General features: G+C 49.9%; 12 protein-coding genes. 4 read left to right on the plus strand and 8 right to left on the minus strand.

Annotation, left to right across the window (positions count from 1 at the left end; translation table 11 throughout):
- Window positions 1-9: 9 nt before the first annotated feature.
- From ACQ6WK_RS11805 to ACQ6WK_RS11825, 5 genes are all read right to left on the minus strand, one after another.
- Window positions 10-1,809: an ArnT family glycosyltransferase gene (locus ACQ6WK_RS11805; protein ID WP_432797580.1), complete on the minus strand. Its 1,800-nt coding sequence runs from the start codon at window positions 1,807-1,809 to the stop codon at window positions 10-12.
- Window positions 1,810-1,883: 74 nt separating this feature from the next.
- Window positions 1,884-3,521, minus strand: coding sequence for a hypothetical protein (locus ACQ6WK_RS11810; protein WP_432797581.1), 1,638 nt, complete (start codon window positions 3,519-3,521; stop codon window positions 1,884-1,886).
- Between the two features lie 633 nt (window positions 3,522-4,154).
- Complete coding sequence (locus tag ACQ6WK_RS11815; protein WP_432797582.1) at window positions 4,155-4,748, minus strand: hypothetical protein; 594 nt, start codon at window positions 4,746-4,748, stop codon at window positions 4,155-4,157.
- A 422-nt stretch (window positions 4,749-5,170) separates the two neighbouring features.
- Window positions 5,171-6,691, minus strand: a complete 1,521-nt coding sequence (gene ahcY / locus ACQ6WK_RS11820; protein ID WP_432797583.1) for an adenosylhomocysteinase — start codon at window positions 6,689-6,691, stop codon at window positions 5,171-5,173.
- A gap of 87 nt (window positions 6,692-6,778) precedes the next feature.
- A complete protein-coding gene (locus ACQ6WK_RS11825; RefSeq protein WP_432797584.1) occupies window positions 6,779-7,741 on the minus strand; it encodes an ArsR/SmtB family transcription factor in 963 nt (320 codons plus the stop codon).
- Between the two features lie 260 nt (window positions 7,742-8,001).
- Here ACQ6WK_RS11825 and ACQ6WK_RS11830 point away from each other — a divergent pair, with 260 nt between their 5' ends.
- Window positions 8,002-8,883 (plus strand): hypothetical protein, encoded by an 882-nt coding sequence (locus tag ACQ6WK_RS11830; protein WP_432797585.1) that lies wholly within the window; start codon window positions 8,002-8,004, stop codon window positions 8,881-8,883.
- Between the two features lie 11 nt (window positions 8,884-8,894).
- Here ACQ6WK_RS11830 and ACQ6WK_RS11835 read toward each other — a convergent pair whose 3' ends face one another.
- Together ACQ6WK_RS11835 and lipB are read right to left on the minus strand one after the other, a co-directional pair.
- Window positions 8,895-10,367, minus strand: a complete 1,473-nt coding sequence (locus ACQ6WK_RS11835; RefSeq protein ID WP_432797586.1) for a hypothetical protein — start codon at window positions 10,365-10,367, stop codon at window positions 8,895-8,897.
- Window positions 10,367-11,170 carry a lipoyl(octanoyl) transferase LipB gene (gene lipB / locus ACQ6WK_RS11840; RefSeq protein WP_432797587.1) on the minus strand — a complete coding sequence of 268 codons (804 nt, stop codon included), beginning with the start codon at window positions 11,168-11,170 and terminating at the stop codon, window positions 10,367-10,369. The genes ACQ6WK_RS11835 and lipB overlap by 1 nt, the downstream gene beginning before the upstream one ends.
- A 46-nt stretch (window positions 11,171-11,216) precedes the next feature.
- On the opposite strand from lipB, the gene lpxA reads away from it, so the two are divergent.
- Window positions 11,217-12,020, plus strand: coding sequence for an acyl-ACP--UDP-N-acetylglucosamine O-acyltransferase (gene lpxA, locus ACQ6WK_RS11845; RefSeq protein WP_432797588.1), 804 nt, complete (start codon window positions 11,217-11,219; stop codon window positions 12,018-12,020).
- 220 nt (window positions 12,021-12,240) lie between these two features.
- Here the strand turns inward: lpxA and purB are convergent, their stop codons facing one another.
- Window positions 12,241-13,698, minus strand: a complete 1,458-nt coding sequence (gene purB, locus ACQ6WK_RS11850) for an adenylosuccinate lyase (protein ID WP_432797589.1) — start codon at window positions 13,696-13,698, stop codon at window positions 12,241-12,243.
- Between the two features lie 221 nt (window positions 13,699-13,919).
- On the opposite strand from purB, the gene ACQ6WK_RS11855 reads away from it, so the two are divergent.
- A complete protein-coding gene (locus tag ACQ6WK_RS11855) occupies window positions 13,920-14,573 on the plus strand; it encodes an RNA polymerase sigma factor (protein WP_432797590.1) in 654 nt (217 codons plus the stop codon).
- Entirely contained in the window at window positions 14,566-16,527 is a 1,962-nt protein-coding gene (locus ACQ6WK_RS11860; RefSeq protein ID WP_432797591.1) for a hypothetical protein, read from the plus strand. Before ACQ6WK_RS11855 ends, ACQ6WK_RS11860 begins: the two co-directional genes overlap by 8 nt.
- Window positions 16,528-16,533 lie beyond the last annotated feature (6 nt).

Genomic DNA, 16,533 nt, shown 5'->3' on the forward strand with positions numbered 1-16,533 from the left:
TTATTACTATTACGATTGTCCATGATGCTCACGATATGCTGTTGCACGATTCAACATCGAAGAAGTCATACCGCGCCCCATAACCAAAATATCCAATTGCCGCCCTTTGGCGGAGTAGTTAATTGTCTCATCTCTGAATAGCTCGTGCAGACGTAACGGACCAAATTTATCTTCAACTTTCTTGAGATTCTCCGCAGTAATGATTAGCACACCAGGTGTTCCAGATCGTGACCAATCGTATACCTTCTCAGGACTAGCACCAGATTCTTCGACGACTTCCCCAGCTGGTCGTTTCAGATAAAATACGAGTGATGGTTCCTCATAACCCGACATAACCACAGGCACATCTTCGCCAATGATCTCATGGATACCTTGTGCAATAGTCTTTGACGGCTTGAATTCTTCATTCACGCCGGGCATCATCAAATAGTAAGTCGGTAGCGTTACCAACGGCAAGATCAATGTCACCAATACTGACGCATGGATAAGTTGTCGTTTAATCACCTGTCGTGTGATCAATATGATCAACAATATCATGATCGCAACAAAAAGCAGATTGAGCAGATATGAAAAGCCAATCATACCCCGTGTCACAAGCCAAGGTGCGACCAAACCGCCAAGTGCAGCCAAAGACATAAACGGAATAAAAACCCACAGACCTGTTGCCAGCCAACCGTTCTCATCATCTGGCGATGCTTCATGTGCACGTGCATAAATCGCCGCGGCAATCATAAGCGCAACCGCAGGAAAAATTGGCAGAATATAGTGCGGCAATTTAGTCGCAACAAGCGACATCAAAATAAAGGTTGGCACCATCCATCCCCACAAAACCGCGCGCGCTTTAGGTGAACCGATATAGCCTCGCATCTGCCCGGAAATCCCAAGCGGCAAAAACAAAACCCATGGTGACACGCCAACAATCAGAACAGGGATATAAACCGGAAGTGAGACGAGGTAGCCAACTAATCCAGAACCACCATGCGATTCCATTGCTTCGACAGATCTACCAACAACATGTTTACCCACACCCTCATTCAAAAACTGTCCGCCGGTGGCAATATTCGCAGGGATACCCCACGCAAGAAACATCGCAATAGCAATTAGCACCGCGACGAATATACCGAAAACTTTCCCTTTGGTAATTGTCGCAATCCCATCACGCCCAGCGATCATAATCCCGATAAATGTCAGTACAGGGATCAATCCAACCGGCCCTTTGGTCAATTGGGCACCGCCTAACGCTAAACCCAAAAGCAGATACATCCACCACCTGCTGCGATAAAGAATCTCAATAATTAGCCAAGTTGAAAGCACAATAAAACCAAGCAGCGTTCCATCTGCAGTAGCGGCCGAACCGATGACGAGCGGCAACAGCATGGTGGGAAAAATACACATCGCAAGCAGCCCAACGCGCGAATGAAAAAGGCGTTTGCCGATGAAAAAGACCATGAGGCTACTGAGAGTGATACCGAGAACTGATGGCATGCGTACAGCTAATTCAGAGAAGCCAATGAATTTGATCCCAATCGCCATGAGCCAGTAAACAAAGACGGGTTTGTGCAAACGGAAGTCACCATTGAAATCTGGGACAAGCCAATCTCCACCAGTGAGCATCTCATAAGCAGAACGTGCAAAGCGAGGTTCATCGCGATCCCACAATGAAGATGCGTCGGCAAAAAGCGCGTAGGTTACAAAGATGGCCAACAAAACGCCGACCACCGCCCATGGTGAAACGTGCTGATCATGTTTAAGCGGCAAATCTTCTGCCGTCACACTATCGTCCTGCAAGACATCGTCTCCATTTGCCATAAGGTTTCAGTGGACAAATCGTACCCCGCTGCCTTTAGAATTGCCAACATCAACAACCCGTAGTCCCAAGATGATCAGTCATCTTTTGCCGCCGGATGATCAAAACGATACCGCAACAACACCCCGAGCTTGGTAGGGTAACGATCAACCATTTTGCCGTAGAGGTTTAAATATGCTGTTAATCGAGTTTCGATGGAAGGCGATCCATCTGTGGGTTGATAATTCTCAACCAACAGCCATGCTTCATTAGTGGTTTGGTTGATGATCTGCTGCAGCTTTAACACTGTTTGCTCATGTAGTGTTTGATTCTGGGCTCCAGTTTCATACGAATAATCATCATGCAGGACATTCAGCTCTACACCATGTAATGTCGCAAAGTACTCAAAACCGATCCGTGTATGACGATCGGTGTAGATCAGCTGCGAAGCATCACTGTGTAATTGCAACCGAGTGATCGTATCATGGCCGTCAGACTGTGCAGGTCGCAACCAGATTCGCGATGTATGCTCTGACACAGAAGGCACAATCAGCATCAATATCAGAACGGCCGCAAAGATTGTTTGAGATACTGTTCTTTTGAACAGCAACCGCGAAAATGCCACTATGCCAAAACCCACCAACAGTACAAACAGCGGCACAAGATACTGAATCACACGACCCAAAAATGGATACATTTTCATCGCGGAAAGTAAAAATACAAACGGCAGACATGACAAAACCATCACGCATTGCCAACGATTCCAACGCCACAAACCGACCACGCCAAATACCGCTAACACACCCGCTGCATACCTAAGCTTGAATCCCGCTGGATCAGAAAACGCGTAGAAATATTTGGCTGGGTACCATTTCAAATCACTCAAACTTATTGGCGGAAACGGCGCAAATCCGTTCACCCAGTATTCCTTGAGAAAATCATTTCCATCCTGCGATGAGAGGAATACGGCGTAATGCAATCCAAGGGACAGCAGCCACAAACCGCCAATGATGAACATGCCGATCACGGCACGCTTCTCACGCTGCATGAAGAAAAAGATAAGCAACGTCAAACCGATGCCTGCGAGAATTATGATATTGACGAAGGAAAACCATGTCGAGATTACTCCGAAAACGCCAAGCCAGATTAGATGCCGCATGGCTTGTGGGTCACGTTGTTGAAAACGTTCTACACACCGGCATGCAAATATAATGGCCAACATGGCCATAAACCCATCGCAGGTATACTGCTTAATCTGGATCGAATATTCGAGTTGGAAGTAGCTTGCTGTAAAAACAAGTAAGACCGCAAGTAACACTAACCGACCAAATTGTTTTGTGAATTGATACATCACCCACAGCAGCGCAATACCGAACAAGCATGGTAAAAGCCGAAGCGTAATATCGGAAACACCAAATACGAGTGTATTGAGCTTAATCAAATATAAGAAACCGAGTGGAGCCGATTGATTATAAACCAATGGCTCGTGCATCTGAGTAATTGATCGAAAGACGATGTTGTGTGCGATAGCCGTTTCATCTAGCCAAAGCGATTCACGGGTAAGTAATCCAAAAAGGCGCGCCACAAAACCATACAAAAGCACCGCCCAAACCATGACAGTTCCGAAACGCTGCCAGCGTGATTGCGAATCAGCACATTCCCTCTCCAGAGCGACGACGTCGCTCGTCTCACACACACACATCCATTGCCCCTTGCATGACTTTCGAATTACCATGGGTACGATCATGCCGAAGCAGAATCACTCGTACATTATACTGAATCGTGCTTTGTGGCCCTAATCACATTAATAGGCAGAGTATTCTGCACCTTAAAATATAAAACTTTCTCCCCTCCACTCCGATCCTCACTCCCACCAACCCCATCCTATTCCCCTCCCCTAACAACACTCGCCTCCGCCACGTCTATCACAACAAATCCTACAATCTGACATACATATTTAACCATCACACCAACCACACGGAGAAGTCACCGCCGATTCTCCATGCTTCCGTACTGCACTGAAGCCAAGCAATAACCACACAGATGAATGGCGATGATTGCCACATCATTTGATCGTGATCAGGATTGATTGTTTGAAAAGGCGTTCACCGCCGAGTCATAGGTAGATACTAGAGATCTGACAGTAGGTGACGGGTTTCACACATCGACAAGACCATTTCTCGTCAATGTGTATTTTACTGATGATCTACCTAATCGCCAAGACTTTTTTTGTTGATGATCTCAAACACACCGCCAACAATACGATAAATCTTTGTAAAGTAGGCTCGGAATGATAACGAACGTAAGGTGAGTCAAAGCGCATAAGCAATTGACTTCGAACTGCCTAATCACGTGTTAGACATGCTCTCTATTTGCCGGAGTAGATCATGAAGGCATCATCGCCAGTGCGAGTATCCTCAGTGAAGAGGTTGTCTTGGTCAAAAACAAATTCTGACATAAATTCTACCTCACCATCTACCGCAGCACTCTTCTTTCTACCGTAGCCAGTCTCCAGAATATGTGTATTTTCATATTCAACATGTGAATCGTTGTACGCTACGCTACCAAACCACTCGCCGAGAGTATCAGTATGAATCGACTTAACGTTGCCAGTACTATTCTCACCAATATTACGGTCAGAAAGGACGACAGCATTGATATTCGCTGTTTCTCGCCATTCCTGCGCACGGCCGGAACCAGTTGGCCCGTCAATATCTAACATCGCATAAGAGTAGTTGGCCGTAGTTAATGCACCCGTTGTCCATTCGGCTTTGGTGTCAACCGGTGCGATCACATATTCGCTAGTGAAGTAGTTACCTTCTAACAAAATTTGAAGACGCTCTTCAACGGATGCTGCGACCACATCCCCTTCTGAATCAAACCCAGGATAGTAGCCCTTATTGCCTTGACCCCAAAGAACCAAACTCTGTACGATACCTCTGAGTTGAATATTGTTTATCATTTGTGGTGCGTGACGGTGTCGATGTCGCCCTCCAAATACTGACAATAATATCCCTATCAGTAAAACAGTGAAGATTACTGCCACGATAAGCTCAAGTACCGTAAAGCCGCTCTGTTTTTTACCCAACATGATTGTTCCCGTTTCTTGTTCGCTGTCATACGCATAAACAAACCCATGCCACAGCTTTCACGAGATTCGGTAGATCAACACAAGCATCGCGCGGCTGACATGTTTGAACGATAATTAGACAAACGGGTATCTAACGGTGGAGCCAGATGATTCACACGATCATCTGACTATATGTAATATAAATCGGCACATCACAAACGTAAAGAAAAAACGCTCACACCAAATGGCATGAGCGTTTCATTTTATTAACAAATAAATGTTAGATTGAAGTTGTCACACTTCCGGAGGGGGGATTAGTAGCGGTAGTGTTCGGGCTTGTAGGGGCCGTCGACTGGGACGCCGATGTAGTCGGCTTGCTCTTGTGTAAGCTTGGTGAGTTTCACGCCGAGCTTATCAAGGTGCAAACGAGCCACCTTCTCATCAAGGATCTTCGGCAGGACGTAAACTTTGTTTTCGTAGTTATCGTTGTTCTGCGCGAGTTCGATCTGTGCGATGGACTGGTTGGTGAAGGAAGCGGACATCACGAAGGATGGGTGACCGGTTGCACAACCGAGGTTAAGCAGGCGACCTTCAGCGAGGACGAGCACGCTATTACCGGTGTCTTTGAATGTCCACATGTCGTACTGCGGCTTAATATTGGTCTTTTCAACTTTGCCAGCTTCAGCCCACTTGTCCATTTGCGCCATTTCGATTTCGTTATCGAAGTGGCCGATGTTGCCGACGATAGCTTTGTCCTTCATCTTGGACATGTGGTCGGCGGTGATGATGTTGAAGTTGCCGGTGGTGGTGACATAGATGTCGGCTTCCTCAAGGAAATCTTCGAGAGGTGCGACTTCGTAGCCTTCCATAGCGGCTTGGAGTGCACAGATCGGATCGACTTCGTTGATGATGACGCGAGCACCTTGGCCCTTGAGTGATTGGGCGCAGCCTTTGCCGACATCGCCGTAACCGCAGACGACTGCAATCTTGCCGGACATCATGACGTCGGTGGCACGGTTGAGGCCGTCGATGAGTGAGTGGCGGCAACCGTAGAGGTTGTCGAACTTCGACTTGGTAACCGAGTCGTTGACATTGATGGCTGGGAAGAGAAGCGATCCGTCGTTTTCCATTTGGTAGAGACGGTGCACGCCGGTGGTTGTTTCTTCGGAGACACCTTGCATCTGCTCAGCAACATTGTGCCAGCGTTTGGGTTCTGCTTTGAGGCAGACTGCGAGGACTTTGAGGACTTCTTTGAATTCGGTGTTGTCGGTGGTTTCGGGGCCGGGGACAGCGCCAGCTTTTTCGAACTCGACACCCTTGTGAATGAGCATAGTTGCGTCACCACCGTCGTCGACGATTTGGGTCGGGCCGTTGCCGTTACCAAAGTCGAGAGCGCGTTCGGTGCACTGCCAGTATTCTTCGAGTGTTTCGCCCTTCCATGCGAAGACGGGAACACCTTGCGGGTTAGCGATGGTGCCACTGCGACCTGCAACGATTGCTGCGGCTGCATGATCTTGTGTTGAGAAGATGTTGCAGGAAACCCAACGAATATCAGCGCCGAGGTCGACGAGTGTTTCGATGAGGACAGCGGTCTGCACAGTCATGTGGAGTGAACCCATGATGCGCTGACCGGCGAGCGGATTTTTGCCTGCGTATTCTTCGCGGAGCGCCATAAGGCCGGGCATTTCAACTTCGGCAAGGTCGAGTTCTTTACGACCCCAAATGGCGAGTTCTTCTAACTCTGCGATCGATGCACCGGGTTTAAGTTTGTATTCGAAGCCATCGACGGATGTTACTTCGAGGCCGGGAACTGTTTTAATGTTTAACTGAGTCATTGCGTTTCGCTCCTTGGTGATGATTGACTCGTGAATATTTATTTTAGGATCAAGGTTTTGTTGATTCTGTACGTTTGTTCGGTTTTGTTAGCCGGGTTTTTGCGCGGTGGCAAGGAGGAGAGCGGGGCCTGTGGTGTCAGGTTGTGGAGGAAGCGGGTTGCAAATGGGGTTGGTGAGATTGGTGGCTTTGAAGGCGGCGGTCAGTGCTGCGGGATCAAAACCCATGTGGTGCTGCCCAAGTTGGCGGCGAAAATCATCACGGTTGTGATGAAGCAGATCGACGATAACGAGCTTTCCGTTTGGCTTGAGGATACGTGCGGCTTCTTGAAGGACGGGCTCGATTTCTGGGATATAAGAAAGAACGAGCACCAGCATGGCGGCATCACAGTGGTTGTCAGCGATCGGGAGGTTGTCGAGTTCACCTTCGAGGATGTCGAGATTGGTATACTTTTTTGCACCCGCGCGGGCGGCTTTAATCATGGCGGACGAGTTGTCGACGGCGATGACCTTGTTCACGGTGGGTGCGAGGCGGATGGCGAGGTCAGCGGAACCGCAGCCGAGGTCGGCGACGGTGTAGTTGGCGGGGATGAGCGATTGAATGGCGAGATGTGAAAAGGCGGAGCCGTAGAGTGATTCACGGATCGCACCCCAGTCGCCAGCAGCACCTTCAAAGAAGGAGCGGACATTGGATTGCCGGCGTTTAAGGCATTCTTCAAGTCGGATTTTGTCTTGATTGAGGGTGGGCCAATTGGCGGTTTGATCTCGGGTGAGAAGCCAAAGGTCGCGGGCGGCTTGGGGGATCTCATCGAGAATCATGCGGTAGAGATTGGTCGTGCCAGCACGGCGGGAAACAACCCAGCTGTCGGCAGAGAGGATTTTGAGGTGGCGTGAGACGGTGGATTGCGGCATCTGGAGAATTTCACAGAGTTCGGCGACGCCGAGTTCCTGACGTTCGAGCAGGCGGAGGAGCCGCAGGCGCGTAGGATCGGAGAGCGCGGCCATTTGCCGCATGAGTGTCTCGGGATTTTGCGTGCTTATCTTAGCTGCCATCATATTCATCCGCTTATCCGGATTTAATGATATATCGTTTATTGCTACAGTCAAGCTCCATATTGCCTACCTAGCGACTAGAAAGGCTTCATCACATAATTCACATGACAGGGTATTCCCGAAATCCGCAAGAATTGGTAACATGCTGATAAAGACCCGCCCGGCTGAACTCCTAGCCACCATCGAACCGAATCACAAAACAAAGCCGCCCCCAGTTTCCATACGGTATATTGGCTTAATACCCCAAAGATTCAGGCATTATGATGAACAACATACCTCGCATTATGCTAAGAACCACTGCTCTACTGACCTTGATGCTAGCATGTCTCGCTATTACAGGCTGTATGCATGAGCGCGTGGTGCGCGACGGTTGGGCTGATTTCGCGGCCAAAACCGGCGCGGATGTTGGCGGTATGCGCCCGTTCGGGGAAGAAGGCGCTGCGGGCTACTTTGGCCCACAAGGCGGCGGAAATCAGAATGGGCCTGTGAAGTACGGCATCAACTTGCAAACGTTCATTGGACATGGCCGCGTCTCCAAGGCACAGCAACTCATGCAATCGCTTCGTGAAGAACAAAAGATGTCCGACTTCTGGATCGAAGATATCAACGGCACAACAACAGTGTTCTACGGTAATTTCGAATCACAAGCATCAGAAGAAGCTATAGAAAAACTTGCCAACGTACGCGCACTTGAAGTCGATGGGCGTAAGCCTTTTAAATATGCTTCCATGCAACCGCTCAGCGGGAAAAATAAAGTCAAACACAACCCGCTAGACCTTAGATCCTATGAAGGATATATGAGTTTGCAGGTTGCGGCTTATACCAGTGAGTTTGGTGATGAGTTTCGTCATGCTGCGGAGAAAGCCGCAAAACAAATCCGCAAAGATGGCGATGAAGCTTACTTCTATCACGGGCCATATAAATCGCTTGTATGTGTGGGCCTGTTTACGGATGAAGATTTCATCGAAACCGACACGGGACATGGCTTCACTGAACGCGGCTATGGACCACGCATTAAGGAACTACAAAAAAAATTCCCTCACAATCTTGTCAATGGTGTCACCGTCAAGCAAAGTGTCGGCGGAAAAGACATTGGCGATCAAGAAAGTTTTGTCGTCAACATCATCCGAACAGCTGGATGATTGCATCATATCTAATCGTAAGTTAGATCATCTTCTTTAGGCCTGCGCAATCCCAACTGACGGACCTGCTTGAACCATTGCCATACCCCCAATAACGCCAGTACGTACACCGGCAAGTATTCTGCACCGACCACTTCCGGTAATACCCAGTAGCCCTCTGTGTTCACATGCGCCACGTAAGACCACGAGATTGTGAGCGAAAAAACCCATGCGGCCCAGTTGAAAGATAACGGCACGAGCGCCAACATCCACAACAAATACCACGGATGCACCGTCGACGAAAAAAGCAATGTGACAAGGACAAAAACAATGGCCAAATTAAACAAACCTACACGGTAGCGCATGCCGAGGATCACTACCGCCAATAAGGCCACCCCCATGATCAGGTCGGTGATGTCTTTGCTTCCACCGGTCATAAGGTAAACAATTGGGTAAAGCGAACCGTTGTTTGACCATTTTTCGACGAAGGTACGACCTGTTTCAACCATGCCATAAATCCCGCCGGGCAAAATCAAGAACGGGATAAACACAAGGATCGTTGTTTTGATAGCCGCAAGGATAATCCCGATGAAACGTTTTCGATCTTTACGCAGCCACCATACCATCGGAAAAAACACCGGCAAGATGATCGGTTTCACCGCAAGTGAAATCGCAAATAGCTTGCCACTGATGATCGCGCGCGTGAGTGTCTTCTTCTGTGATTCATACACGATCAGTGCCCCGAGAAACGGTAAGATCCCCAGCACATCCTGATGTCCGGACCCCGCGACTTCCGCAATCGGTAAAGGATGCCATGCATACAGCACGCCATACCAAAGCGATTTGCCTGCTTTAGCGCAATAGCCGAGCAGCAATAAAACAATTCCAAGATCAAACAGAATGAATGCAAATCGGAATGTCTTGTCACCCCACGCATCCCACGTCTGCACTTTAAACAAAGACACAATTGCAAACACATACTGACTAATGGGTTGATAGATCGTTACTAGTTGCGGATGATTGATGCGTTTGTGCACTTCCGGCTCAGCCACTTGCGTTGCGGGTACATCCGCTGGCGCCGTTTGATACGGATTGCCGCCGGAAGATAAGACTGAACCGTCATAGATATACCGCCAGATATCATCTGAAAGTGTCGGCTGCGTTGCAAAAACAACCAAAAGCCGCGGTACTAATGCAATCAAAAAAATGAGCCAGAACGCACGTACCGGGTGCATAAAATGATGGTGCCGTGTGGTCCAGTACCAAACACCCAATGAAAGAAGCACCCACACCGCGGCATAACTCAACCAGTACGGCCAGAGCAAGCCCGCATCTACCGTTTGGTTCCGAGGCTCCGGCCATGCAATCGACATCTCAATCAATGCCCAGCAAAACCAAACCAATGCGAAAACCGCTAGCACAAGCAATAGTGTGCTGATCCTTTGCACACGCTTAGGTACCTGCGCCCGCTCAATGGCTGCAATGTTCTTTGAAAACTCGGACATCAAACCCCTTTGGTGTCGGACTGTATCGCTTTCTCCAGATTCACGGCAAAGTGAGCCGTCATTTCCTTCATCAGCGTCTGCATACTTGGCGCAGCATCGCCCAAAATTTTGTTCATGCTTGTCACAGGCCGCCCCGCCAAACCGCACGGTACAATGGTCTGAAAGTGTGTAAGGTCCGTACTCAAATTCAATGCTAGCCCGTGCATGGTTACGTTCTTGCGGATCCGCACACCCATCGCACAAATCTTCTCGGACACGCCCGACATCCCCTTCCCTGCTTCATGTTTCAGATCGGCATACGCATCATGTGAACTTTCATCTACCGCATTTGATTCCATCGAAGGCCTGACCCACACACCGGTAGCACCGGGTTCGCGGTGAGCCTTGATCCCATAAGCCTTCAAGGTGCCAATGACCACTTGTTCAAGTAGGCGCATGTACTTCGACAGATTCAACCCAAATTTACTCATCTTGAGGATCGGGTAAGCGACGAGCTGGCCAGGTCCATGATAAGTGATATCCCCGCCGCGATCGGTCTCGCAGACTTCAATTCCTAGCTTGGCCAAATGATCGACGCTTGCCACTAGATGCTGCTGTGCGATTTCCTTGGGGGGAATGGTGATCACAGGATCGTGCTCAAGGAACAACAGCACATGCTCTGCTCCCTCATACTCGATGACTTGCTCGAGAAATTTTCGCTGCTTCGCCAGGCCGTCAGCATAACTGAGACGGTCGTATTGCATGACGCGTAAGATTTCCCCTCCTACATCCAGCCGTTCAGCATAGTCAGGTTGCGTGTTCATCTGTCTGATATCATACACCTACAAACCATTTGAGCGAGGTACACCGTTGTCCAACATCCACCACTCCGCCGTCGTTGATCCCAAAGCCGTCATCCACCCCACCTCCACGGTTGGGCCGTTCTGTGTCATCGAGGGGGATGTGAACATCGGCCCAAACTGCACGCTCCGCTCCAACGTCTTCATGCGTGGGCCTCTAACCATCGGCGAACAAAACACGTTCTACCCCAACACCTACATCGGATACGAGCCGCAGGATTATAAATTCGACCCCAACACACCCGGAGCCGGCACCATCATCGGCAACGAGAATATCTTCCGAGAAGGCGTCAGCGTCCACCGCGCCACGGGCGACACCCCCACCACCATCGGCAACCACAACATGATGATGGTCAATTCACACCTCGGGCATGATGTCGTCATGGGCAACAACTGCGTCATGGTCAACGGCTCACTCATCGGCGGGCACGTCCAGATCGGTGACGGCTTTATCGCCGGCGGTAACGCGGTTGCCCACCAACATATCCGCCTCGGCCGACTCTCAATGATCTCTGGTGTGATAGGCATCACTCAAGATCTGCTCCCTTTTTGCGTTTGCTACCACATGCGAAGTATTGGCTCGCTAAACATCGTCGGCCTTCGTCGTAATGGGTACCGCAAACACATTAAAAATCTTCAGCACGCCTTTGACATCATACTCCGCATGTCGCTCCCCAATCAGGAAGCTGCGGCTCTTATCCGCAAAGATTTGCCCGGCGATGAACTGTGTGAAGAAATGGCCGTCTTTGTGGAAACATCTAAACGCGGCATCTGTTCTCTCGACAGGATTGCCTCTCGTAAAGTTCTCGAATAACACCTCTAATCATGCATTAGACGTAGTCGCTATCATGACATAGCACGATCGTTGCGCTTAAATACACACTAGACCCTATATTTACAGGCAAAAAACAAGACCTTGGTCTAAACCAAGGCCTTGCGTTCCCTGCAGCACTCTTTAGGTCTTTGCATCACACATGCTTAAACATAAGAAGAGCACTGACAATTTTCGATTATACAGAATGAACAAGCCCGTGCTAGACCTTCAATTCAGGTACATAAGCAAGGGCCTCTTGATACCTTGATCGAATCGGATCAATCACGTCCTTAATGAATGCATCCACCTGCTCAGGTGCACGCCCAACAAACTTTGAAGGATCAAGCACCGCATTCAGATCAATCCCTTTGAACATGTCTTCGTTTTCCAGACGTTCGAGTAGATCGTTGGTTGCGCCTTCAGCTTTAACTTTTTGCGCAGCTGCCTGCGAATGTTCGCGGATGACTTCGTGCACGTCTTGTCGATCGGCGCCTTTTTGTACGGCAGCCATCATGATGTTTTCCGACGCCATAAACGGTAACTCTGCCGCAAGATTTGCTTCAACTGTTTTTTTATACACCACAATGCCGCTGGCGACATTGATCACGATATCGAGCGTGCCATCCAGTGCGAGGAAAGGTTCAGGCAGTGTGAGACGGCGACATGATGAATCATCAAGCGTACGTTCGAACCATTGCTCGGCACTGGTGGTGAAAGCGGTTTGAGTCATACCGATGACAAAACGGGAGAGGCCGCAGATACGTTCGGATCGCATGGGATTGCGCTTGTAGGCCATAGCACTGGAACCGATCTGGCTTTTCTCAAATGGCTCCTCAAGTTCTTTGCGGTTGGCGAGCAACCGCATGTCCGTGGCAAATTTCTGACACGCCGCCGCAACGGTGGCAAGACTACCGAGTACGGTCGCATCGACGATGCGTGGGTAGGTTTGGCCTGTCACTGCAAAACGCTTGTCGGGGTCCCATCCCATTTTCTCGGTGACGAGGCGATCGAGCTGGTCGACTTTTTCGTGAGCGGATTGGTCTGGTGCGTCGCCACCGAAGAGTGCGAGGAACGAGGCCTGCGTGCCGGTAGTGCCTTTGACGCCTCGGAATTTGAGTGAGTCCAAGCGGTGTTCGACTTCTTCCAATGCGATGACCAATTCCTGAATCCAAAGCGAAGCACGTTTGCCCACGGTGGTAGGCTGGGCTGGCTGATAGTGCGTGAAGCCCAGCGTCGGTAGTGCCCGGTACTTAGCTGCAAATGCGGTGAGCTTGTCGATGGCGATCGCAATCTTCCGCGCAATCAGCGTCAGCGCCTCCCGAAGTTGAATTAGCTCCGCGTTACATCCTACAAACTGCGAAGTCGCACCGAGGTGGATAATGGCCTTCGCCTTTGGGGCGATCTCGCCAAGAGTATGCACGTGGGCCATGACATCGTGACGGAGCTTCTTTTCATAGCCTGCGGCAACTTCATAGTCAATCGGCTTATCAACTGCGGCCCGCAATTCCGCAATCTGCTCATCGGTGATCGCCAGCCCAAGCTCTTTTTCGCTCTCTGCCAAGGCTAACCACAATTTCCGCCACGTTCCGAATTTCATCCTCGGCGACCAAATCAGCTGCATCTCCGGAGACGCGTTACGGGATGCTAGGGGCGATACATATGTCGTGTCTGTCTGCATGTTTACTCTCTTCTGTTGACCGTGACCGCACAAACCGTCATATTAGCGTGAGCAGGGAATTCGTGCGATCCGACCAAGCGTAAAGCTGGGCAATCTGGATCAACATTCCATGCATAAATGCGGTCCCAATCACGCCATACATTGAACTGACCGCCCGATTAAGCCGTAATAAATTATAAGACAAACACACCGAACCCACGGGCTACATAAATACGCTGATCATGGCACAAACAGGCGAGAAAGAACTGCTCGCACAAATCAAAAAGGGGAACCAGGCCGTGCTTGCCACGCTTCTAAAAGCGCAACAGGCCCGCCTGTACAATGTCGTCTTCCGCATGGTCGGCAACCGCGACGACGCCGCCGAAATCACCCAGGAAACCTTCCTCAAAATCATCCAAAACATCACCAAATTCCGTGGCGACGCACAGCTTTCCACATGGATGACCCGCATCGCTATGAATCAATCGATCTCGTTCCTCCGCAAACAAACCCATCGTCGCGCCTTTTCACTCGATCAGAACTTTGCTTTCAATCACAACGCTCAAGATGACCAAGCTGCCTCACTGCGGAATCAAATCGCAGACCCGCGGGAACCTTCGCCTCACGCAAGCGTCGAAAAACAAGAGGCCCTAAATCATCTGCAGGCCGCCTTACATGAACTGGAAGACGACTTCCGCGCGATCCTAATCCTGCGTGACATCGAACAAATGGATTACAAACAAATATCTCAAACCCTCGACACCCCCGTTGGCACCGTGAAATCTCGGCTCTTCCGCGCCAGACTCGCCCTTCGTCAAGCTATGCAAGATCGACTACCCGATGGGCCGCAAACCCCATCGCCCGCCGCATCAACCAGTGAGGTGAAACATGACTGATCCGTTTGATCAGGACATGCTGCTTGGATACGTCGAAGGCACGTTATCCGATAAAGACCGCGCCGCTTTTGAACAGAAGCTCGCCGAGGACGATGCGTTGCGCCATCTCATGGCTGCACTCATTGAAGATAAAAAACAACTCACCGATCTACCCGCCGTCACGCCACATCATGATTTTATTGACGAACTCATGCAGCAACAGGAACGCTCCATGCTGCTTGGCGATCAAGCTGATGCGCCCCTACCTATCCAACCACAACAAGAACAAATCAAACGCCGCATTCATGTCAGCAAGTTTTTAGCTTATGCTTCCATGGCCGCCGTCATCGCCATCTGCGCCTCACTCATCACCCTCACCCTCGTCGACACCGACCTCATCGAACTTGCCAGTCGTTACACCAACGAACCCGAATCCAATACCGAACTTGCATTAGCTGACGCAACGCTCAGCGCCGAGCTTGACCTAGCTCTGAAAGAAGAATCCGCCGCACTCAGCAAAGAGATTCCAGCCACCGGCACGTCGTCAAAACAAACACGAGCACTTGCAGACGCGCCCGATTCAAGCCTGCTCCAGAAAAAACTGGCTGAGGCCAAAGCGCCAAGCACTCGCGATGATAGTATGGAAAAGGAAGTCATTAGATTAGGTTATGCCAGCGGGATAAATCTCGACGCAAAACCTGCCACAGGGCAATCAACCCAAGCCAAAACGAAATCAACCACAGATCTTGCTGGCCGCATTGCCCGTGCGGACTTGGGCAATAACCAAGATTTCTATCGTGCAGCCGAACCATCACATTCTTTCAAACGCTCACAAATGGGCAACATGATGCTTGCTGATAGTGATGAGTCGCTCTTCGCAGAAGGTGAACAAAAAACAGATACCCGCATTGCTGCAGCGAGCTCTCTCCAAATTGAACCTGAACAATCTGCAATAAAGAAACAAACCGCCCCATCAGCCATCTTAAAAAACAGCCCTATTTTGATCCTACCTCAGCAGCAATCCATCGCGTTGGTTGTCGATACCGACTCTGCTTTTGCCACCGAACACCAGCTCATCAAATGGGCATCAACTAACAACTCCAACCTCTTCCGCACCGCAGCCATCGAAGCGAAGCACACCGTGCCGACTCGTGACAATGCAATAAACACACGATCAACCGGACAAAAGGCAAATAGTAAAGACACCGCGCAGGAAAATTCCTTCGCTATGCGTCTACGCCGCTACACCACAGAAAACAATATCACACCCAAAAACAACACCGCTTCCTCAAGCACAATCGCTCCTGCAGCGGTCAATACAACCCCCAAGGCAGCTAGCACCTACAATCCAAACAGCCGCGCAGCCGATGCTACTGGTTTTACAACCCCACTCATACATGAAGAAGCATCCACGACACCTCCTAAATCCATCGGTGCAACCACAAGTAAAGTTGCTACCGCCCAAACACAAACACCCGTTAGCCAAAACATTGTTATTGAACTCCCTCTCGATGACGTGAAATATCTTGTCCGCGCACTCAAAGTACGCTCAGGTCAATCCGTCCGTATCATTCAACAACCCCTCACAACCGAAAACACATCACTTTCAGAAAATCGACCCGACTCCAGCCCCTCAAACTTCGCTGGAGAGGTCAACATTCAAACGGATACGACCTCCCACCAACAAACGCAGTACTGGTGGTATCAAGACAAAGCTGGGGCTTCCAATCTTGTTGGCTACGACGTCAACCTTGGAGCAGTCCTACATCAACAACTTCCCCTCACCGCCACCCGTCCAGTCATCCACGTCAAACAAAACAAGCCCATTCGCCTCCCCATCATGATCATTGAATCTACCCTCACCCCTACCCCATCAACTACAGAAAAAACGACTGTATCTGATCCCTCCTCTGCGCAAGACAAGCCCACCGCCGACAAAACAAAACCGGACACATCAAGCTCATCTCAAAACTAATCTACG

The sequence above is a fragment of the Poriferisphaera sp. WC338 genome (assembly GCF_050931845.1).
GTDB lineage: Bacteria > Planctomycetota > Phycisphaerae > Phycisphaerales > Phycisphaeraceae > Poriferisphaera.

What these genes read in the sequence shown, in the direction of transcription:
- ACQ6WK_RS11805 (WP_432797580.1), bottom strand. Translation starts at nt 1,809, where the DNA reads ATGGCAAATGGAGACGATGTCTTGCAGGACGATAGTGTGACGGCAGAA.
- ahcY (WP_432797583.1), bottom strand. Translation starts at nt 6,691, where the DNA reads ATGACTCAGTTAAACATTAAAACAGTTCCCGGCCTCGAAGTAACATCC.
- purB (WP_432797589.1), bottom strand. Translation starts at nt 13,698, where the DNA reads ATGCAGACAGACACGACATATGTATCGCCCCTAGCATCCCGTAACGCG.
- ACQ6WK_RS11860 (WP_432797591.1), top strand. Translation starts at nt 14,566, where the DNA reads ATGACTGATCCGTTTGATCAGGACATGCTGCTTGGATACGTCGAAGGC.
- ACQ6WK_RS11815 (WP_432797582.1), bottom strand. Translation starts at nt 4,748, where the DNA reads ATGATAAACAATATTCAACTCAGAGGTATCGTACAGAGTTTGGTTCTT.
- ACQ6WK_RS11810 (WP_432797581.1), bottom strand. Translation starts at nt 3,521, where the DNA reads ATGGTAATTCGAAAGTCATGCAAGGGGCAATGGATGTGTGTGTGTGAG.
- ACQ6WK_RS11830 (WP_432797585.1), top strand. Translation starts at nt 8,002, where the DNA reads ATGATGAACAACATACCTCGCATTATGCTAAGAACCACTGCTCTACTG.
- ACQ6WK_RS11835 (WP_432797586.1), bottom strand. Translation starts at nt 10,367, where the DNA reads ATGTCCGAGTTTTCAAAGAACATTGCAGCCATTGAGCGGGCGCAGGTA.
- ACQ6WK_RS11855 (WP_432797590.1), top strand. Translation starts at nt 13,920, where the DNA reads ATGGCACAAACAGGCGAGAAAGAACTGCTCGCACAAATCAAAAAGGGG.
- ACQ6WK_RS11825 (WP_432797584.1), bottom strand. Translation starts at nt 7,741, where the DNA reads ATGGCAGCTAAGATAAGCACGCAAAATCCCGAGACACTCATGCGGCAA.
- lipB (WP_432797587.1), bottom strand. Translation starts at nt 11,170, where the DNA reads ATGAACACGCAACCTGACTATGCTGAACGGCTGGATGTAGGAGGGGAA.